The sequence below is a fragment of the Nitratireductor sp. GZWM139 genome (assembly GCF_030068685.1).
In the GTDB taxonomy this organism is placed as follows: Bacteria; Pseudomonadota; Alphaproteobacteria; order Rhizobiales; family Rhizobiaceae; genus Nitratireductor; species Nitratireductor aquimarinus.
Genome location: NZ_JAMQML010000001.1, coordinates 301,098 through 320,566, shown reverse-complemented (window position 1 = coordinate 320,566; position 19,469 = coordinate 301,098). Strand labels below are relative to the sequence as shown.

Annotated in this window: 19 protein-coding genes, 1 tRNA gene and 1 pseudogene; 5 read left to right on the top strand and 16 right to left on the bottom strand. The window is 60.8% G+C overall.

The genetic code is table 11. The features are described from left to right. Positions 1-128: 128 nt before the first annotated feature. Positions 129-1,370, top strand: coding sequence for an MFS transporter (locus NDI72_RS01490; protein WP_206546614.1), 1,242 nt, complete (start codon positions 129-131; stop codon positions 1,368-1,370). A gap of 7 nt (positions 1,371-1,377) precedes the next feature. Here NDI72_RS01490 and recO read toward each other — a convergent pair whose 3' ends face one another. The 10 genes from recO to rpoZ form a co-directional block, all read right to left on the bottom strand. After that, positions 1,378-2,118, bottom strand: a complete 741-nt coding sequence (gene recO, locus NDI72_RS01485) for a DNA repair protein RecO (RefSeq protein ID WP_206546613.1) — start codon at positions 2,116-2,118, stop codon at positions 1,378-1,380. An 18-nt stretch (positions 2,119-2,136) separates the two neighbouring features. Continuing rightward, a complete protein-coding gene (era, locus tag NDI72_RS01480) occupies positions 2,137-3,063 on the bottom strand; it encodes a GTPase Era (RefSeq protein ID WP_206547356.1) in 927 nt (308 codons plus the stop codon). Beyond that, positions 3,060-3,779 (bottom strand): ribonuclease III, encoded by a 720-nt coding sequence (rnc, locus tag NDI72_RS01475; RefSeq protein ID WP_206546611.1) that lies wholly within the window; start codon positions 3,777-3,779, stop codon positions 3,060-3,062. Before rnc ends, era begins: the two co-directional genes overlap by 4 nt. A gap of 15 nt (positions 3,780-3,794) precedes the next feature. Beyond that, the gene (lepB, locus tag NDI72_RS01470; RefSeq protein WP_206554744.1) at positions 3,795-4,544 is read right to left on the bottom strand and encodes a signal peptidase I; all 750 of its coding nucleotides are present in this window, start codon (positions 4,542-4,544) and stop codon (positions 3,795-3,797) included. Positions 4,545-4,634: 90 nt separating this feature from the next. Further along, positions 4,635-5,042, bottom strand: coding sequence for a holo-ACP synthase (acpS, locus tag NDI72_RS01465; RefSeq protein ID WP_113154668.1), 408 nt, complete (start codon positions 5,040-5,042; stop codon positions 4,635-4,637). Further along, positions 5,039-5,635: a DUF2062 domain-containing protein gene (locus NDI72_RS01460; protein WP_283799351.1), complete on the bottom strand. Its 597-nt coding sequence runs from the start codon at positions 5,633-5,635 to the stop codon at positions 5,039-5,041. The genes acpS and NDI72_RS01460 overlap by 4 nt, the downstream gene beginning before the upstream one ends. Positions 5,636-5,890: 255 nt before the next feature. After that, positions 5,891-6,712 carry a methyltransferase, TIGR04325 family gene (locus NDI72_RS01455; RefSeq protein ID WP_206546609.1) on the bottom strand — a complete coding sequence of 274 codons (822 nt, stop codon included), beginning with the start codon at positions 6,710-6,712 and terminating at the stop codon, positions 5,891-5,893. A gap of 93 nt (positions 6,713-6,805) precedes the next feature. Continuing rightward, positions 6,806-7,123, bottom strand: a complete 318-nt coding sequence (locus NDI72_RS01450; RefSeq protein WP_206546608.1) for a hypothetical protein — start codon at positions 7,121-7,123, stop codon at positions 6,806-6,808. Positions 7,124-7,357: 234 nt separating this feature from the next. Beyond that, entirely contained in the window at positions 7,358-9,607 is a 2,250-nt protein-coding gene (locus NDI72_RS01445; protein WP_113154663.1) for a RelA/SpoT family protein, read from the bottom strand. 131 nt (positions 9,608-9,738) lie between these two features. Beyond that, complete coding sequence (gene rpoZ, locus NDI72_RS01440) at positions 9,739-10,137, bottom strand: DNA-directed RNA polymerase subunit omega (protein WP_113154662.1); 399 nt, start codon at positions 10,135-10,137, stop codon at positions 9,739-9,741. 293 nt (positions 10,138-10,430) lie between these two features. On the opposite strand from rpoZ, the gene NDI72_RS01435 reads away from it, so the two are divergent. Both NDI72_RS01435 and NDI72_RS01430 read left to right on the top strand, forming a co-directional pair. Next, a complete protein-coding gene (locus tag NDI72_RS01435) occupies positions 10,431-11,015 on the top strand; it encodes a LabA-like NYN domain-containing protein (RefSeq protein WP_113154661.1) in 585 nt (194 codons plus the stop codon). Beyond that, positions 11,012-11,677 carry a uracil-DNA glycosylase gene (locus NDI72_RS01430; protein ID WP_206546607.1) on the top strand — a complete coding sequence of 222 codons (666 nt, stop codon included), beginning with the start codon at positions 11,012-11,014 and terminating at the stop codon, positions 11,675-11,677. The genes NDI72_RS01435 and NDI72_RS01430 overlap by 4 nt, the downstream gene beginning before the upstream one ends. 37 nt (positions 11,678-11,714) lie before the next feature. On the opposite strand, the gene smpB is transcribed toward NDI72_RS01430, so the two are convergent. Both smpB and dapA read right to left on the bottom strand, forming a co-directional pair. Then, positions 11,715-12,188: an SsrA-binding protein SmpB gene (smpB, locus tag NDI72_RS01425; protein WP_113154659.1), complete on the bottom strand. Its 474-nt coding sequence runs from the start codon at positions 12,186-12,188 to the stop codon at positions 11,715-11,717. Between the two features lie 120 nt (positions 12,189-12,308). Next, positions 12,309-13,190 (bottom strand): 4-hydroxy-tetrahydrodipicolinate synthase, encoded by an 882-nt coding sequence (gene dapA, locus NDI72_RS01420; RefSeq protein WP_206546606.1) that lies wholly within the window; start codon positions 13,188-13,190, stop codon positions 12,309-12,311. A 240-nt stretch (positions 13,191-13,430) separates the two neighbouring features. Between dapA and NDI72_RS01415 the strand changes: the two genes are divergently transcribed. Together NDI72_RS01415 and NDI72_RS01410 are read left to right on the top strand one after the other, a co-directional pair. Beyond that, entirely contained in the window at positions 13,431-15,503 is a 2,073-nt protein-coding gene (locus tag NDI72_RS01415; RefSeq protein WP_283799350.1) for a lytic transglycosylase domain-containing protein, read from the top strand. A gap of 67 nt (positions 15,504-15,570) precedes the next feature. Further along, the gene (locus NDI72_RS01410) at positions 15,571-16,467 is read left to right on the top strand and encodes an alpha/beta fold hydrolase (RefSeq protein WP_283799349.1); all 897 of its coding nucleotides are present in this window, start codon (positions 15,571-15,573) and stop codon (positions 16,465-16,467) included. A 56-nt stretch (positions 16,468-16,523) separates the two neighbouring features. Here the strand turns inward: NDI72_RS01410 and NDI72_RS01405 are convergent, their stop codons facing one another. The 4 genes and pseudogenes from NDI72_RS01405 to NDI72_RS01390 form a co-directional block, all read right to left on the bottom strand. Continuing rightward, positions 16,524-17,459 carry a tyrosine-type recombinase/integrase gene (locus tag NDI72_RS01405; protein ID WP_349632264.1) on the bottom strand — a complete coding sequence of 312 codons (936 nt, stop codon included), beginning with the start codon at positions 17,457-17,459 and terminating at the stop codon, positions 16,524-16,526. A gap of 402 nt (positions 17,460-17,861) precedes the next feature. Beyond that, a complete protein-coding gene (locus NDI72_RS01400; protein WP_502888366.1) occupies positions 17,862-18,707 on the bottom strand; it encodes a porin in 846 nt (281 codons plus the stop codon). Positions 18,708-18,762: 55 nt separating this feature from the next. Then, positions 18,763-19,089, bottom strand: a pseudogene (locus tag NDI72_RS22030) (porin); the annotation flags it as partial. 152 nt (positions 19,090-19,241) lie between these two features. Then, positions 19,242-19,332 (bottom strand) — tRNA-Ser (locus NDI72_RS01390). Between the last annotated feature and the right edge of the window lie 137 nt (positions 19,333-19,469).

The window sequence follows — 19,469 nt, the reverse complement described above, 5'->3', positions numbered from 1 at the left end:
GACGCCAGCTAAATTATGAGAAAAACTGATCTTTCGTGCACAATTTGTCGATTAAAACAGTTGCACTGCTGAGCTAGGTTGCACGCCGAAACGTCCTCCCACACTGGAAGCGCAAGGCGAAAACTCCCATGACACAGCAAAGCACCAGCCGGGATGCCGGCCAGCCCTCTTTTCCCTGGCTGGTGGTTGTCTGCGGGTGTCTGATCGCGGCGCTGAACTTCGGCCCGCGTTCGGCGATGGGCTTCTTTCAGCTCCCGCTTCTGGCCGAAACCGGCTGGGACCGCACCACATTCGGCCTTGCCATGGCGATCCAGAACCTGCTCTGGGGCGTCGGTCAGCCGATCTTCGGCGCGATAGCAGACCGGTTTGGAACCTGGCGGGTTCTGGCGCTTTCTGCGGTGATCTACGCTGCCGGTCTTCTGATGATGTCGATGCCCACCAGCGAAGCCATGCTGCATATCGGCGGTGGCGTGCTTGTGGGGCTCGGCGTCGCGGGCGGCTCCTTCGGCATCATTCTTGCGGCCTTCGCGCGCAGCACGCCTGCCAACAAGCGCAGCCTGATCTTCGGTCTGGCGACAGCCGCCGGCTCCGCCGGCATGTTCGTCTTCGCCCCGATCAGTCAGGGGCTGATTGATGCATTCGGCTGGTCGGACACGCTTGTCTATATGAGCATAGCCATGCTGGTGGTGCCGCTTCTGGCAATCCCGCTCGTCGGCAATGCCGCCACCGCCAGAAACAGCGCCGAGATCTTCAAGCAGACCATCGGCGAAGCGTTGCGCGAGGCTTTCGGCCATCGCAGTTTTCTTCTGCTGGTTGCGGGCTTCTTCGTCTGCGGTTTTCAGGTCGCCTTCATCACCGCGCACTTCCCCGCCTATATCGGCGACATCGGCATTGATGCGCGCTATGCGGTAATCGCGCTGGCGCTGATCGGCTTTTTCAACATTATCGGCTCTCTGGCGTCCGGCTATATCGGTCAACGCTATTCAAAGCCGGGCTTCCTGTCGCTGATCTATATCGCGCGCTCCATCGCGGTGACGGCCTTCCTGCTCCTGCCCCAGACACCCACAAGCGTCATCATCTTCGCCATCGTCATGGGGCTTTTATGGCTCTCCACCGTGCCCCCGACGAACGGTCTGGTGGCGATCATGTTCGGCACGGGCCATCTGGGGCTTCTGGGCGGGATCGTGTTCTTCTCCCACCAGGTCGGCTCCTTCCTGGGCGTCTGGCTCGGCGGCTATCTCTACGACATTTTCGGCAGCTACGATCCCGTGTGGTGGCTTGGCGTTCTGCTCGGCCTGTTCGCTGCCGTGGTGCACATGCCGATCCGGGAAGCCGCTGTTACGCGCCCGTCCCTCGCCCCGGCAGAATAAACGAAGTTCAGTCCGTGGCGCGCTCGGCGCTACGGGCCAGCGCCATCAGAAAACCGCCGCGCGCATCGGGCTCTTCCATGCCGCGCGGCTCGTATACATTGCGATGAAAGAAGAAGCCGGTCAGCCTATAGGCGTCATCGAGCGCTTCGCGCGTCGTCTCCGCCGTGTTCCGCGTGGTCAGAAAAGCCGGCAATGGCAAAAGCTTGTCGCGCCACGGCGTTCCGGCCTCCTGCGTCACCGCACGCCCGGATTTGGGCGAGACATAGGCCAGCCCTTCGCGGCTTCCCGTTAGCGCGCATTTTCCAAGATCCAGCCCGAAACCCAGCTCGTCCAGAAGCGCCAGCTCGAACCGCACCATCAGCGGCCCGGCAATCTCGGGCTCGTCCAGATGCGCCGTGATGACCTTGAGTGTTTCGTAGAGCCCCGCATGCGCGTCGCGCTCGGGCATGAGCCGCAGATGTGCGGCGAGAAGCTGGATGCCGTGAATGGCGACGGCCGAGGCGAGCAATCGCGCGGCGTTGAGCTCGAGAGGTTCAACCTGAAACGCGCCGAGATGCTCTTCAAGCCGGGCGCGCCAGACGAGATCAACACGATTGCCCGGCTGCAGGAGTGGCTGCATGCGGCGTGACCGGCCGCCCTTCACCAGCCCCAGATGACGGCCATGTGCCGCCGTCATCGTTTCAAGGACGACGCTCGTCTCGCCATACTTTCTGGCGCCCAGAATGATCCCTTCGTCGCGCCATTCCATGCGGCCACTGTCCTCCCGTCAGGACGGGAATTCAAGCCCCATCTCGCGGTAGCGCTCTGGGTCATTGCCCCAGCCTTCGCGCACCTTCACGAACAGGAAGAGATGAACCTTCTGCTCGAGAATATCAGCGATTTCCTCACGCGCGGCCTGTCCGACGGCACGGATGGCCGAGCCCTTGTGGCCGAGCACGATTTTCTTCTGGCTGTCGCGCTCCACATAGACGACCTGGTCGATGCGCACGGACCCGTCCTTGCGCTCCTCCCATTTCTCCGTCTCCACATGGATGGCGTAAGGCACTTCCTGATGCAGCCGCAGAAACAGCTTCTCGCGCGTGATCTCGGCAGCGAGCTGGCGCATCGGCAGATCCGAAATCTGGTCTTCCGGATAGTACCAGGGACCGACCGGCAGCGTTTCGGCGAAATAGGAAAGCAGGTCATCGCAGCCCGAGCCCTGCAGCGCCGAGACCATGAAGGTGCGCTCGAACGCCACCGCCTCATTGGCCTTTGCCGCCAGCTCAAGAAGGGTTTCGCGCTTCACGCGGTCGACCTTGTTGAGGATGAGGATCTTGGGCTGAGCGACGTCCTTGAGCTTTTCAAGAATGGCTGCCGCATCTCCCTTGATGCCGCGTTCGGCATCGATGAGGAACGCCACCACATCGGCGTCTTTGGCCCCACCCCAGGCGGTGGTGACCATGGCGCGGTCGAGCGTGCGACGCGGATTGAAGATGCCCGGCGTGTCGATGAACACGATCTGCGCACTCTCATGGGTGGCGATGCCGCGCACGATGGCGCGGGTCGTCTGCACCTTATGAGTGACGATGGACACTTTTGCGCCCACGAGCTGATTGAGCAGCGTCGATTTGCCGGCATTCGGCGCGCCGATCAGCGCCACGAATCCGGAGCGGGTTTCACCCTGCGGGCTGTCGATCGATATGTCTTCACTCATGATACGTTCTCGTTTCTATGCCAGACGCCTTCGCGCTCCAGCATGGTCGTGGCCGCCGCCTGCTCGGCTTCGCGCTTGGAGCGTCCCTTGCCGAATGCGGGGTCATAACCCTTGATCTTTACGGCGACCGAGAAGACCGGATCGTGATCCGGTCCCTGCCGATCGTCAACACTATAGGCTGGCGTGACGCCAGCAACCTGATGCGCCCATTCCTGCAGCGCTGTCTTGGGATCGCGTCGGTCAGCGCCCTTGGCCCGCGCGCGCGATCCCCAATGGGTGCGAACGAATGTGCGGGCCGCGTCGATCCCCGCTTCCAGGAAGACGACCGCAATCAGGGCTTCCATCACATCGGCGCGCAGATTGATCTGTTTGCGTGTCGCAGCCCCACGCAAATCGCTGCCCATATGGATCAGCGGGCTGATATCCAGTTCGTCGGCGACTTCGGCCAGCGTCTCGGCATTCACCAGCGCATTGAGGCGCACCGAGAGTTCACCTTCCGGCGCTTTGGGAAAGCTCTCGAAGAGCAGTTCGGCAACGGCCAGTCCGAGAACCCGGTCGCCGAGAAATTCAAGACGCTGATAATCCACGCCCGCGCGACCGCGCGCGCTGGAATGCGTCATCGCTTCCTCGACCAGCGCGGCGTCCTTGTAAGCAAACCCGGTGCGCCGGGACACCTCAGCGACGAGCTGGGGTCCGCGCAGTCGTTTGACAGCCATGGTTTTTGGCAAGGCTCAGTCGACCCAGTTGAGAATGCGCGACGGGCGCACTTCCGACGGCCAGCGCCACAGCTCAAGCGGACTTGCACCGCCGGCGATGGAGAAGAAGATCACATTGGCGCGGCCCACCAGGTTTTCAGCCGGCACGAAACCGACCGAGAAACGGCTGTCGGCGGAGTTGTCGCGGTTGTCGCCCATCATGAAGTAATGGCCTTCAGGAACCACGAACTCGCGCGTGTTGTCGCCCACGCCGTTCTCCGTCAGGTCCAGCGTCTCGTAGGAAACGCCATTGGGCAGGGTCTCGCGATAGACATCGACCGGGCGGTCCATCTCCGTGATGTCGGGATCGGTGATCTGGCCAAGCTTCTCGCGCTGCACCGGCTCATCATTGATGAAGAGAACACCATCGCGCATCTGGATCTTGTCGCCCGGCAGGCCAACCACACGCTTGATGTAATCGATGGACGGGTTCGGCGGGAATTTGAACACCACCACATCGCCGCGCTCGGGCTCGGACGCCCAGATACGGCCGGAGAACAGCGGCGGCGAGAACGGCAGCGAATGGCGTGAATAACCGTAAGCCCACTTGGTGACGAACAAATAGTCGCCTTCAAGCAGGGTCGGACGCATCGAGCCCGATGGAATGGAGAATGGCTGAAAAAAGAAGGTGCGGATAACCAGCGCCAGAATAAGCGCCTGGACGATCACGCTCACCGTCTCGCCTGCCCCGCCCGATTTCTTCTTCGTCTTGTCAGCCACGCTCATTACTTCCTCGGTTCGACTGTTTCGGCACGGTCTTATCGCGCCAGAAAGGCGGCGGCAATGCGACAACGCTCCCTTGCGCAGTTTTCAGCCTCAGTTTCCCGTGTCGGGAACCGCCTCGATAATCACGAAGGCCTGAGCCAGCGGAAAGTCGTCGGTAATGGTCAAATGGACAAGCACTTTCATTCCAGGCGGCGTCATGTTCATGGCGTGCTCGCGCGCGCGTCCGGAAAGCTCCATGGTCGGCTTGCCGCCCGGCAGGTTCACGACGCCCATTTCGCGCCAGAAGACACCGCGCGAAATGCCCGTGCCCAACGCCTTGGAGCAGGCTTCCTTGGCTGCGAAGCGCTTGGCGTAGGAGGCAGCACGCTCGCGGCGCTTGTCAGACTTCGCGCGCTCCACCTCTGTAAACACACGCTGCGTGAACCGTTCGCCGTAGCGATCGAGCGTTTTTGCGACGCGCCGAATGTCGATCAGGTCGCTTCCGATACCGATAATCATGAACTTGTTGCCGTCCCTGCACCAAAGGCCTGCTGGTTCGCCCTGCGGCGCGCGCGCTCGGCAAGGCGTTTGCGGCGCTGCTCACGAAACCCGAAAACCGCCCAGCGTGTCAGAAAATAGAAGACCAGAGCGAAGTTGATCCCGAGCGGCAGAGCGCCGATGGACATGGGCTTCAGGAGTGGCTCCCAGAGCTGCGAGAATTCGAGATGGCTCAGCATCTTGCCCAGATGGATGGGCGCTCCCTGAGGAATATCGCCGCCGTAGAGGATCATGCGCCCGGTCTCGAGCGTCGCGCCCCAGATGAAGGGGAATGTCAGCGGATTTCCAATGGCGGTGCCGATGGCCGAGGCGACAAGGTTTCCGCCCAGGCACCAGGCCAGACCGGCGGCGATGAAAAAGTGAAAGCCCATGAAGGGCGTGAAGGACGCAAAAACGCCTGCCGCAACGCCGGCTGCGATGGCATGCGGCGTTGCCGTGAGCCGAAGGGCCCGCTTTACGAAATATTGTGCGGATCGCCAGAAAGACCGACGCGGCCAAACGAGGGTTCGCGTCTTTTCCCATAAATCGGCAGGTTTTCTACGTCGAAACAACATCGCGACTACACCGCACCCCCGAATGCCAACATGCTTCTCCCCCAGCACTCCGATCCTATAAGACCGACCTCCTTAACGGCGCGTTCCCGCAAACCGGTTTGTGCATCGATATAGGCAAGCTGAGACAGATGGGGCAAGGGCAACCACTCGACCAATTGCGCTTCCGAAGAGATGGCCGGAAACGCAATTGTTCTAAGCGCCTGAAACGGCAGAATTTTGACGCCGCCGATCAATCAGTGACCGCATGACGCGCGGCTATGAAACGCGCGCCATGTTCCTGTCCTGAAGCATGTAGCCGCGGCTCTCGCTCCAGCCGAGTTCAGGGTGACTCGCAACCTGATGCGCCAGATACTGGATACGCCAGCTGTCGACGACCTGATAACCGAGCGCCTCCAGATCATCCAGAAAGCGGGCCTTGTTGCGGATATGGTAGGGCAGATAGGTCGGCCCGCCACGCTGCAGCGTGTAGACCGAAGGCCCTTCCCTTAAGGCGACCTTGTTGAGAAGAATCACCCTTGGCCGCGCAGGCAGGCTTTTGACGAAATCGGGAAACGGCATATCCAGATATTGCAGCAGTCCCGAGCAAAGCAGGATGTCCGCTTCTTCTATTTCCTCAAGGCAATCGCAAAACGAGAGTTGCGCCTCCAGACCTTCGGAAACCGCCATCTCCCTTCCCGCCTTCACCATCGCCGGCAGTTCATAGACCTGCCATTGCACCCGTGAGAGATCCAGAAGGTCACGAAAGGCACGGAACTTGGTGCCCACATGCCCACCGGCATCCAGCAGGCGCAACGGCGCGCCATTGCGTGCGCGCAGCTCCCGTTCGAGCCAGAAGAGGATCGGGTAATCCCAGTCAATGACCCGGCTCATCTTGTCGAGCGCAACGGGCACGACCACTTCGTGATCGTAATCGGTCAGCGCCCAGCCCGGCGCTGCGCGCACGGCGCTTTGCCGGTCTGGATATGCGCCCGTCAGCTCCGCACGGCGGGCGACGAGATGCAGCTTTGAAAGGGCGGAGCGTAACGGCCGGGCGGCGCGCTTGATCCCGCCACTGTCGAAATGCAGTAGAGCTTTCATATCAGCCTCTCTTGAACAGAAGGAGCGTTCCTCCCCGCGCCCGGACGAACGCACGGCGATGCGTGAGGCGTTCAGATCGCGCGGGGAGAATGTTCAGGAGAGGTTTTGACGGGGCGGCTTGAGCAATCGTTTAGCCTGAAAGGCGCAGATGTTTTCTGCCGGATCAGCGGCCAGACACGCGGCGAAGCGCACAGGCCGGATGGCATGGAAAGATGACTGCCCCATGGGCATGCAGTGAAGAGCGCAGCAATCCTGAGCGGAGGCATCCACGTCATCATGAGCATAGCCCTCCGGCCCATGATCAGCGGCGACTGCAATCACGCTTGCGGTTGCCATCTCGGGAGCCGGGTGTGCGCTGGCCCCAGGCATTGGGTAGAACAGCAAAACGATCAGGGTGAAAACCGCGATCACCCCGCCTACTCCCAGTCTCGCCAAAGGCGTATCTTGCCAGAAACAGCGCATTCGGCACGTTGTTCATGAGCGCTGGTCGGGTCAATTCACCCCGGCCGCGCCGCAAGTAACCAATTTGCAGACGGGCGGGCCATTTTGCTGACTGTCGGGGCGGCGCAACCGCCTATTGGCGCATGCCCCACCACCATCGGACAGCGGGCCGCAACATTGTGATGCCTTGCCCCGCCCGTGCGATCAGCCGTTCACGCGGTGCGCATCGCTCACGCTCGTGATTTCCTTGAGTTGCGAAATCAGCCGATTGAGATGCTTCAGGTCCCAGACCTCGAGATCGAACAGCATTTCGGTGAAATCGGGCGCGGTGCGCTCCATGGCAAGCGTGTGGATGTTGGCATCGTTTGAGGCCACCACCTGCGCGATCTCGGCCAGCGAGCCGGGCTCGTTGATGGCCGTGACGGACATGCGGACCGGGAAGCGCTCCTTCATGTGCTCGTCAATGTCCCAGCGCACATCGATCCACCGCTCCGGCTGATCGTCGAACGCGGTGAGCGCCGGCGACTGGATCGGATAGATGGTGATGCCGGAACCGGGTTGAAGAATGCCGACAATGCGGTCGCCCGGCACCGCCCCTTCAGGCGCGAAGCTGACCGGCAGATCGCCCGTCACGCCGCGAATCGGCACAGCGCTGCCCTGCGGGGTTTCGCCTGAAGCATCGCGCGTGGTGCGCTTGGCCTTGCGCGAAGAGCGGCCGGGGATCTGGAACAGCATGCCCGCCGCATTGCGCAGGTTGAACCAGCCCTCCTCGCGCTCCTTGGGGGCCTGCGTGACGCGCTCGTCCTTGTAGTCGGGGAACACGGCGCGAACCACGTCCTGCGAGGAAAGCTCCCCGCGCCCGACCGCAGCCAGAACATCCTCCACATCCTGCCGACCGAGCCGGTGCAGCACCGGCTTCAGCGCATCGCGCGAAAAGGTCTTTTCGGCCCGCTCGAAGGCGCGCTCGAGAATGCGCGCGCCGAGACCGGAATACTGTTTGCGGATCGCGTTTCGCGTGGCGCGGCGGATGGCGGCGCGCGCCTTGCCGGTGACAACGACCGATTCCCACGCCGCCGGCGGCACCTGCGCCTTGGAGCGGATGATCTCCACTTCGTCACCGTTCTTCAGCTCGGTCATGAGCGGCATGATCCGGCCATTGACCTTCGCGCCGACACAGGTGTCGCCCACCTCGGTGTGGACCGCATAGGCAAAGTCGATGGGCGTTGCCCCGCGCGGCAACGCAATCAGCCGCCCCTTGGGCGTGAAACAGAAAACCTGGTCCTGGAACAGTTCCAGCTTGGTGTTTTCGAGGAAGTCTTCCGGCGTATCGCCCTCAGACAGCGCCTCGATGGTGCGCCGCAGCCAGGCATAGGCATTGGTGTCGCGCGAGATGCGGTGATCCGCGCCGTTCACCTTGCCGCCGAAATCCTTGTAGATCGAATGCGCGGCAACACCGTATTCGGCAATGCCGTGCATGTCATAGGTGCGGATCTGCAGTTCCACGCGCTGGCGCGACGGCCCGACAATCGTCGTATGGATAGACCGGTAGTCATTCTGCTTGGGCGTGGAGATGTAGTCCTTGAAGCGCCCCGGCACCATCGACCAAGTGGAGTGGATGACGCCCAGCGCCCGGTAACAGTCTTCGACCGTATCGACGAGCACGCGGAAACCGAAAATGTCCGACAGCTGCTCAAAGGAAAGCGCCTTCGTCTCCATCTTGCGGAACACCGACCAGGGCTTCTTCTGGCGGCTCTTCACCGTCGCCTCGATCTGGTGTTCGGTAAAGAGGTGCGACAGCGCCTCTTCAATGGCCTTGATGACCCCGCGATTGCGCTCGAAGAACTCCGCCAGCCGCTCCGTCACCGCGCGAAACGCTTCGGGATTGATGTGGCGGAAGGCGAGCTCTTCAAGCTCCTCGCGCATGTCCTGCATGCCCATGCGGCCGGCCAGCGGCGCATAGATGTCCATGGTCTCTTCGGCGATCCGGAGCCGCTTGTGCTCGGGCACGTGATCGAGCGTGCGCATGTTGTGCAGACGGTCAGCGAGCTTCACCAGAAGCACGCGCACATCGTCGGAAATGGCGAGCAGAAGCTTGCGCAGGTTTTCTGCCTGATGCGCCTTCTTGGAAACGAGATCGAGACGCTTCAGCTTGGTCAAACCCTCGACGAGCTTGCCGATATCGGGGCCGAACAGTTCATCGATCTCGGCGCGGGTCGCGCTCGTATCCTCGATCGTGTCATGCAGGAGGGCGACAGCAATGGTCGCCTCGTCCAGATGCATGTCGGTCAGGATGGCGGCAACTTCCAGAGGATGTGAAAAATAGGGATCGCCAGAGGCGCGGCGCTGATGACCGTGCTTCTGCATTGCGTAGACATAGGCCTTGTTGAGTAGCGCCTCATTGACGTCCGGCTTGTAGCGTTGAACACGCTCGACAAGCTCGTATTGACGCATCATGGGCGGCTTCCTCTGTTCTTATTGTTGTCTACGCAAAGCAAAACATGCGCCGCGAGGTGCACGGCGCATGTTTAAGATAGGCAGGAATGTTCCGGCAAGGAAGAGATTGCCATGCCGAACATTCGTGTCGATCAGAAATCGTCGCTTTTTTCCGGCGGCACGAGGCCTTCGATGCCGGCGAGCAGATCTTCTTCGCTCATGCGGTCGAAGGAAATCTCCTCCTCCGGCTGCTCTGCGCTTGCTTCCACAGCCTCGGCGGACGGCTCGCTGATCTCCGGGAGATCGGCTTCCGGCTCGTCAACCTCGACATGCTTCTGCAGCGAGTGAATCAGATCTTCTTTGAGGTCGCCCGGAGACAGGGTCTCGTCAGCGATCTCGCGCAGGGCGACAACGGGGTTCTTGTCGTTGTCGCGGTCCACGGTAATTGCTTCGCCCTGCGAAATCTGGCGGGCGCGGTGGCTCGCCAGGAGCACGAGATCAAAGCGGTTATCGACCTTGTCGATACAGTCTTCAACGGTCACACGGGCCATTCAGTGCCCCTTTCATGCGTAAATCTGCAAGGAAATCCAGCGCGTCAATACCCTGCCAGCCCGAAAAATTCAAGGCCGAGACGCAACGCTTGCTTTCCGATCAACACGCAATTGCGGCGCGGTGATGGCAGCCGGCGCGCCAGCCCACAGCTTGTAATTATGACGAATTTATATATTGGTTGGAACTATCATAGTTCAGCGCTATTTCCTCATAAGAGATAGCTTTTTGGGCACCTTCCGGCGCGACGCTTTCGTTTTGTGCGCCAACCTTTTTTGAAACAGGAAATTTGACGATGTTCGATCCACGGGAAAAGATAGCGCTCTTCATTGATGGCGCAAATTTGTATGCCACATCGCGGGCATTAGGGTTCGACATCGATTACCGCAAGCTCCTGAGCAGCTTCAAGGAACGCGGCTACCTGCTGCGCGCCTACTACTACACCGCTCTGGTGGAGGATCAGGAGTATTCGTCCATTCGCCCGCTGATCGACTGGCTGGATTACAATGGCTACAAGGTCGTTACCAAGCCGGCCAAGGAGTTCACCGACTCCGCAGGTCGCCGCAAGATCAAGGGCAACATGGACATCGAGCTGGCAATCGATGCGCTCGAGCTGTGCGACGTGGTCGATCATTACGTGATCTTCTCCGGTGATGGTGACTTCCGCACGCTGGTCGAGGCTCTTCAGCGCAAGGGCCGCAAGGTCAGCGTCGTTTCCACCATCCAGTCTCAGCCGCCGATGATCGCTGACGATCTTCGCCGTCAGGCGGACAATTTCATCGATCTCTCCTCATTGCGCGACGAAGTTGGCCGTGCGACAAGCGAGCGGCCTTCCCGCAAGGCGGATCCTGAAGATGACGAGACGTTCGACGATCTATGAGCACTGTTCCGGCGCAGGCCACCGAGCCGCCGCGTGATTGCGCGCTTTGTCCGCGCCTGCACCAGTTCATCGCAGACTGGCGCGTCAAGGAGCCCGAGTGGCACAACGCGCCGGTCCCGGCTTTTCTTCCCAAAGGCGGTGACGACAATGTCTCGCTTCTGATTGTCGGCCTCGCACCGGGCCTGCGCGGCGCGAACAAATCCGGCCGCCCCTTCACCGGCGATTACGCCGGCGACCTCCTCTACAGCACGCTGAAACGCTTTGGTTTCGCCGAAGGAGAGTATGAGGCGCGCCCAGACGATAGCCTCACCCTCATCGATGCGGCAATCGTTAATGCCGTGCGCTGCGTGCCGCCGGAAAACAAGCCCGTGGGTTCGGAAATAAACACCTGCCGCGAACACTTTTTCGCCCCCACGATGAAGCGCTTCAAAAACATGAAGGCCATTCTGACGCTCGGCGTGATCGCGCATCAGTCAACCGTGCGCGCCCTTGGCGGCCGCGTCGCGGCACACAAGTTCGCGCATGGCGCGCGCCAGGAAGTCGCCGGCTTTTCCATATTCTCGAGCTATCACTGCTCGCGCTACAACACGAACACCGGCCGCCTGACCGAAGACATGTTCGTCAGCGTTTTCCGCGATATACGCGAATTTCTCGATAATTAGATTCTGATGGCGAAACGCTTCTGCGGCAGTATGCGGATCAACCGCTCTGCTTCAGGAGCCTTGCCTTTTCGCGGTTCCAGTCGCGCTTCTTGGCAGTCTCGCGCTTGTCGTGCAGCTTCTTGCCGCGCGCCACGGCGACCTGGAGCTTGGCCAGCCCGCGCTCGTTGAAATAGAGCTTGAGAGGCACGAGGGTCATGCCCTCCCGCTCGATTGACTGGGCGAACCTTGAGAGTTCCCGCTTGGAGATCAGCAGTTTGCGCTTGCGCCGCGGCTCATGGTTGAACCGGTTGCCGGCGGAATATTCCTGGATATACGAGTTGATCAGCCAGCATTCGCCGTCCTCTATCGAGGCATAGGCTTCCTGGATGTTCGCATGCCCTTCGCGCAGCGACTTCACTTCGGTGCCCGTCAGAACAATGCCGGCTTCCAGCGTGTCCAGCACTTCATAGGAGAAGCGCGCCTTGCGGTTTTCGGCAATCGTCTGAACGTTCGGATTCTTGTCTTTCGCCATGTGTCCCAAATGCGCCGGAAGCGCTCATCAGCGCTTCCGCCTTCCAGCGGGCAGAAGAATGCCCGTTTGTTTCACCGCATTTGTGCGACGCCGGGCGTATTTGCCCGGCTGCAAAATGCTCTACTTCAGCAGGCCTGCGTGCTGCATGGCTGCGTCGATGGCCGCCGCGGTGGAAGCCTCGATCGGCACGAGCGGCAGGCGGACCCGATTTTCAGCCTTCCCGAGACGCGACAGCGCATATTTCGCACCGCACAGGCCCGGCTCGATGAAGATAGCCTTGTGCAGCGGCATCAGCCGGTCTTGCAGCTCAAGGGCCTTTTCCTTGTCATTGGCAAGCGTTGCTGCCTGGAACTCCGCGCACAGGCGCGGCGCAACATTGGCCGTCACAGAAATGCAGCCGACGCCGCCATGTGCGTTGAAGCCCAGAGCCGACGCATCTTCGCCGGAGAGCTGGATGAAGTCCTTGCCGCAGGTGAGACGCTGCTCTGAAACGCGGTCGACCTTCGCCGTTGCGTCCTTCACACCGACAATATTGGCAAAGTCCTTCGCCAGCCGGCCCATGGTCTCGGGCGACATGTCGATCACCGAACGCGGCGGAATGTTGTAGATGATGATCGGCAGGCTCGTCGAACGCGCCACCGTCGCAAAATGCTCATAGAGACCGTTCTGCGTCGGCTTGTTGTAATACGGCGTGACCACCAGTGCTGCGTCGGCCTTCACCTCTTCGGCGAACTTGGCCAGCGCAACGGCCTCGCGGGTGGAATTGGACCCTGCGCCTGCGATCACCGGAACGCGACCGGCAGCCGTCTCGACGCAGATCTGGACCACTTCGCGATGCTCTTCATGCGTCAGCGTGGGCGTTTCGCCCGTGGTGCCGACCGGAACAAGACCCGTCGTGCCTTCGGCAATCTGCCATTCAACGAGTTCGCGAAACGCTTTTTTGTCCAGGCTGCCATCTTTGGCAAACGGTGTCACAAGCGCTGTGAGAGACCCCCTGAACATAATGTCGAACTCCTGAATGAGATTGGATGCAATTATGACGGCCAGAACCGCCGACGGATGCTTCTAGCCGAAGATGTCGCGGCGCACCATAGTCTTGCCATCTCTTGCCCGCAAGAATCCGACCTGAGTGGCATGTTTGCTTCAGCAGGACGGGGTCGGGCCCGTCTCGCCGGAAAAAACAGCGTCCACGCTGGTTCATTATCGTCGGACCTCTGGTCGACCTGTTCGGGTGCTTTTTGCATGAAGACATCAGCCGCGCTTGTCCCGCTGCTTCTCCTCTCCGTTTCGACAATCGTGCAGGCCCAGTCTTTGCCCGAAATGGCGCCCATCCCCTTTGCGCGTCCCGATGCAGCAACTGCGCCCAGCGCCGTGATTGACGCGCTGACCCGTGCAACCGTGCGCCCCAATGTCGTGGACGGCGAAACCGGTCAGTCGACCGACATGCGCGCCATGATCGCGGGACTGGACGCCATCTCGACCGGAGATCCCGAAACGGCGCGCACCCTGCGCAACAGCATGACGGAAAACGGGCTCGAGCGCCGCATTTTGAGCTGGTCTCTGGTTCTTTCCGCCAGCGACACGCTGTCCAGCGCCGAAATTGCCAAGACTGCCGGCGACCTCGCCGGCTGGCCCGGCATGCTCACCCTGCGCGATCACAGCGAGCGGGCGCTTTATCGCGAGAATCAGCGCCCCAATGTGGTCGTCGCCCTGCTTGGAGACATGCCGCCCCGAACCTTTGAGGGAACGGTGGCGCTTGCCCGCGCGCATCTGGCGCTATCGCAGGAAGACAAGGCGCGTGCGCTGGTATCCACATTCTGGCGCGAGGCAAAACTCGATGCGGCGCGCGAAACAGCGTTCATGAAAGAGTTCGACACCCTGCTTTCAACCGCCGACCACCGGGTGCGGATGGAGCAGATGCTTTATAATGCGCGCATACGCTCCGCCGAACGCGTCGCAGAACGCGCCGGCGGTGTGGAACTGACCAGGGCATGGGCGGCGGTCATTCGCGGCGAGAAAAATGCGGAAGAGCTGCTCGACGCCGTGCCCGAGGCGCAGCAGAGCGCCGGGTATCTTTTCGCCAAAACCCGTTATTTGCGCCGCAGCGGCCGGTTCGACGAGGCTGCAAAGGTCATGCTGACCGCGCCGCAGGATGCGCAAAGCCTGATCGACCCGGATGAATGGTGGGTGGAGCGACGCGTCCTCTCCCGCGAGCTTCTGGATATCGATGACGCGGAAACGGCCTATAAGGTCGCGGCGAACCATGCGGCCGAAAGCCCTTCGCGGGCAGCCGATGCGGAGTTCCATGCCGGCTGGTATGCACTGCGCATGCTCGACAGGCCTGAAAAGGCGGCAGAGCATTTCACGCGCATCGCCGAAATCGCCGAAGGGCCGATTTCCAACGCCAGAGCGCATTACTGGCTCGGCCGCGCGGCAGATGCCGGCGGCTCCGGGGATGCGGACGCCCATTATAAAGAGGCAGCGCGCTTCGGCGCGACCTTCTACGGGCAGCTGGCGACGGCCCGGCTTGGGCAATCAAAGCTTGCAGCCGATGCGCCTGCCCCCCGGGACGACGACCGGCGGCACTTTTTTGCCCGCGAGATGGTGCGCGCCATCAAGAGCCTGGAACAGACAAGCCATGCATGGCGCGCTGGCAGCCTTTACCGGAAACTCGCACAACAGCTCGACAATCCGGGCGAGCTGGCGCTTCTGGCCAATATGGCGGCAAACCGAGGCGACTACACAACGGCGCTGCGCGTCGGCAAGATCGCAGCCGGGCGCGGACTGGACATCGGCGCACTTGCCCATCCGGTCGGCGCAATCCCGGACGCCGCCTCCATCCCGTCTGCCCGGCAGGCCCTCGCCTACGCCATTGCCCGGCAGGAAACGGAGTTCAACGCCGCAGCCGTCTCGCCCGCCGGAGCGCGCGGCCTCCTGCAGCTCATGCCTGCAACGGCACAGGAAATGGCGCGCAAGAGCGGCCTGCCCTATTCCCGCGCCCGCCTGACGGCAGACCCCACCTACAATGTGACGCTTGGCGCAGCCTATCTGGAAGAGCAGCTCGCGCGCTTCAACGGCTCCTACATCCTCACTTTCGCCGGCTACAATGCCGGTCCGAGCCGCGCCACGGAATGGATGGGCCGCTATGGTGATCCACGCGGAAAACCGGTGGAGGAGATCGTCGACTGGATCGAACGCATTCCCTATTCGGAAACACGCAACTATGTTCAACGGGTGATGGAGAATCTGCAGATCTACAAGATGCAGTTGACCGGCCGGTTCGACATCGAAAAGGATCTGACGGTCGGCGGCTGATCGAGACTCTGATCAATGCGCCAACCGTCTGATACAAACAGCAAACAGGCGACATTCGAGGGAAGCTGTGTCGGAAGAAGATTTTCGCGATGTCTACTACACGGCGCAGGATGGCCTGAAACTTCACGCTCGCGTTTATGGTGAAAACAATCCCGGCCTGCCCGTGGTTTGCCTTCCCGGCCTGACACGCAATGCGCGGGACTTCCACCCGCTCGCCCTTTTCCTCGCGACCGATGCCCCGAAACCGCGCAAGGTTGTCACCTTCGACTATCGCGGACGCGGCCTGTCCGACCGCGACCCGGACTGGCGTCATTATGACGTGGCCATTGAGGCCGCCGATATCACCGCCGGCCTTGCCGTTCTGGGCGTCGAACACGCGGCCTTCATCGGCACCTCGCGTGGCGGATTGATTATCATGGCGCTCAGCGCTTCACGGCCTGCCCTTTTGAAGGCAGTTGTTCTCAACGATATCGGCCCGGTGGTGGAAGGAGACGGTCTTGCCCAGATCCGCTCCTATCTGCAACGCGCGCCCAAACCGGCCACACTCAAAGAAGCGATTGAGATCCAGAAAACCATCCATGGCGATGCCTTTTCCGCCCTTTCGGATGAAGACTGGGAACGCTTTACCGGTGCGCTCTATCGGCAGGAAAACGGGCGTCTTCTGGCGGATTTCGATCCAAAACTCGTCAAACCGCTCAAGGAAATCGATCTGGATCGCCCGCTTCCGGAGCTCTGGCCGCTCTTTTCCGGCCTGACCGGCATTCCGCTACTTGCGGTGCGCGGTGAGAATTCGCGTCTTCTCTCCATGAAAACACTGGGCGAGATGGAAACCCGGCATCCTGACATGCAGTCCATTGTCGTTCCCGGACAGGGACACGCACCACTGCTCGAAACCGATGATTTGCCGGAAAAAATCGCAGCCTTTGTCGATCAGGCCGAAAAAGCACCGCGACACTCTGGATAAAGCCCCCCACCGACCGCGATAGCACCCTCCCCAACACACCGGCACAGGACCAGAGCCTAGCTGGCCGTCGTGATCTTGCCGCAGGAGCATCGCTCCAGAACGTCGACGCAGGGGTCGAGATCGCCGGTCGCCAGATGCGCATAGCGCACGGTCATTGTCAGCGTCTGGTGGCCAAGCCACATCTGCACCCGGCGCAGATCAATACCGCCCTGCACAAGACGCGACGCACATGTGTGGCGCAACACATGCGGCACGACCTGCGTATCCTGTGAGAGTCCCACCTCTGCCTTGGCTTCATTCCAGATGGTGCGAAACTGGGCCTGTCGCAACATGGCGAACGGCCCTTCCCGCCCCTCTTTCCGGACACCGGCAGCGTTCTGCGCACGCGCCGTCAGCGGCACGGAGCGCGCACGCGCGGATTTTGTGATCCAGAAGCTCGCGCGTCCGCCCTGCACGTCGTTCCAGGTCAGCCCGATGGCTTCGCCCAGCCTGCACCCCGTATCCACCAGAAAGACAGAAAGCCGCCAGGCATCTTCGCTGCGGCGTCGGATCGCGGCGAAAAGCATCTCCTCTTCGCTCCACGAGAGAAAGCGGATGCGTCCGGAGCGCTCTTTCTGACGTCGAAATTCGGGCAGGCTGTGAATGTCACCCATTTTATGCGCTTTCCGCAGAAGCTTGCTCAGCGCGGCCATCTTTCGATTGATGGTCGCATTGCTGTTTCCGCGAGCGCGCAATTTCCCGATCAACGCATCAAGGGCATCCTGCCCGAATGTGCTGAAGCGCTTCCCCATCAGGAGCTCATCCAGCTCCCCGATAAAGAAGGTGACATTGTATTTGTGCGAGCCAGGCTCCCAAAGTATGTCGCCATACTTTGCAAAGAGCTCCTTCAGGCTGAATTCAGAGACAAGCCGGAGCCGCTCACTGTCGAACGTGACAGAGTAGCCCTCTCCTGGAACGCCCCATGCTCCTTCAAGACGGCTGACATCCCCCATGTCAGTATGCGTCCCGGGCGCGGTTCATTCCTGTCGATCCAACTTTGTCCCGACTTCCAAAGGAGTCTAACAGAGCAAGATTCTTCCAGTTCCCCAATATACACAATCTCCGATTGTCGGAGACACCACCGATACTACCCGGCAGTCCAGAGAATTTACATTTGCATTTGTTTATCCGTTCGCCCCGTATAGCCCCGGCGACGTTCGACCGTTCTCTTACCCGGTCTTTTTTGAACGGAACTGGCAAACCCACTCTTCAGAGAGCCTGCACGAAGATGTCGCAAAACCCAGTCACCACAAGCACTTTGCACTGATCGAAGCGCCCGCCACCCACGATATCTTCAAAGCCATTCCCCAGCGGAACGCGCCGCCGGGGAATGGCATTCACCTGATACGGTACCTTTAGAAGCTCCGCGTGATGCGGAAGAACCCGCTGAACGCGCCGTCCTTGTAGCTGTCGCCATCCTTGTAGTTCACGGCGATCTTGGTATCGAGATTTTCGACCAGCTCGTAGTCGATGACGCCGCCAACGGCCCAGTCGTCTGCACTGGAACCGTGCTTGTCGCCGAGATACTGGCCACCGAAGCCAACCGCCAGCTTGGGGGTTGCCGCGTATTTCAGATGACCGCCGAGCGAGTAGTCATAGCCATTGCTGTAGAGGCTCGGATCGGAGAAGTAGGTTGCCAGCAGTTCGAGCGTAAGCTGATCGGTCGCATTGATGCTTGCGAAGCCCTTGACGCCCCACTCCTTGGCCGTCGCGTCATAGGCTACGAAGGCGTCGAACGAACCCCAACCCTGCGCGACGCCCAGCTTGCCGACCACGTTGGGCGTGTAATCGTAGTTGTAGTCGTTCTCTTCCAGAGCCAGCGAAACCGACACACCATTGCCCGGCACGAAGGTGTAACCCAGCGTGTGAATTGAGCCATCGAAGCCGCCGGCATCATACTCGCCGCTAAGACCCTGATCGAAGATCGTGGCCTTGTAGCCCAGGAAGAAACCGCCAAGCGTGATGTAGGCCTGGTTCAGATAAGTGCCACGCGTGATCCCGTTAAGCGAGAACGGCGCCGTGCCGGAAGGCATGCCGAGGCGGGAAACACCCGAATAGGCATCGGCGCGCAACTCGAAAAAGCCGCCGAGCGTGCCGTATTCGGTCTCCGACCGGGCATCGATCGTCAGATTGGCGCGCGCCAGTTTACGCCAGCCACCGGAATCAGTGCTCAGCGAATTTGCGGAGAGCGTGCCGCCCATAACGGCAAAGTTCGAATCATCGCTATCCGACCAGTCAATCTGATAGCGGGCATANCCGGGCATCGATCGTCAGATTGGCGCGCGCCAGTTTACGCCAGCCACCGGAATCAGTGCTCAGCGAATTTGCGGAGAGCGTGCCGCCCATAACGGCAAAGTTCGAATCATCGCTATCCGACCAGTCAATCTGATAGCGGGCATAGCCGCCGATCTTCAGGCAGGTTTCGGTGCCCGGGATGTAGAAGAAGCCGGCACCATAGACGTCGCAAACGCGAACGTATTCCATCGGCTCCGGCTCGGGAACGAAAATCGGATCGGCTGCTTTTGCGCCGGTGGCAGCAGCTGCGAGAGCTGCGGAGCCGATGAGAAGGCTCTTGAGTTTCATGTTCTGACCTCCAGTCAGAATCATGAGACCGGAGGAAGCAAAAATGCCCGAGAACAAGGGAAACGAGGCGGGATCCGACCTGCGTCGGTGGCCATCACCGCGAAGTGCGGCTTGTCTGAATTGTTGGGTGGACTGTCAAAGCTAAGGGAAAATGGCGGAGAGGATGGGATTCGAACCCACGAGACCCTTTTGGGGTCTACTCCCTTAGCAGGGGAGCGCCTTCGACCACTCGGCCACCTCTCCGGCGAGACGCTGGATAAAGAAAACCGGACCGACAATCAATACGGCATTCGAATTTCCATGCTTTATTATAGAGAAATTCCACATCGTGGTCAGCGCAGAGCGCCGATGTCGCCAGTTGCCCGGAGAGTCGTCAGAGA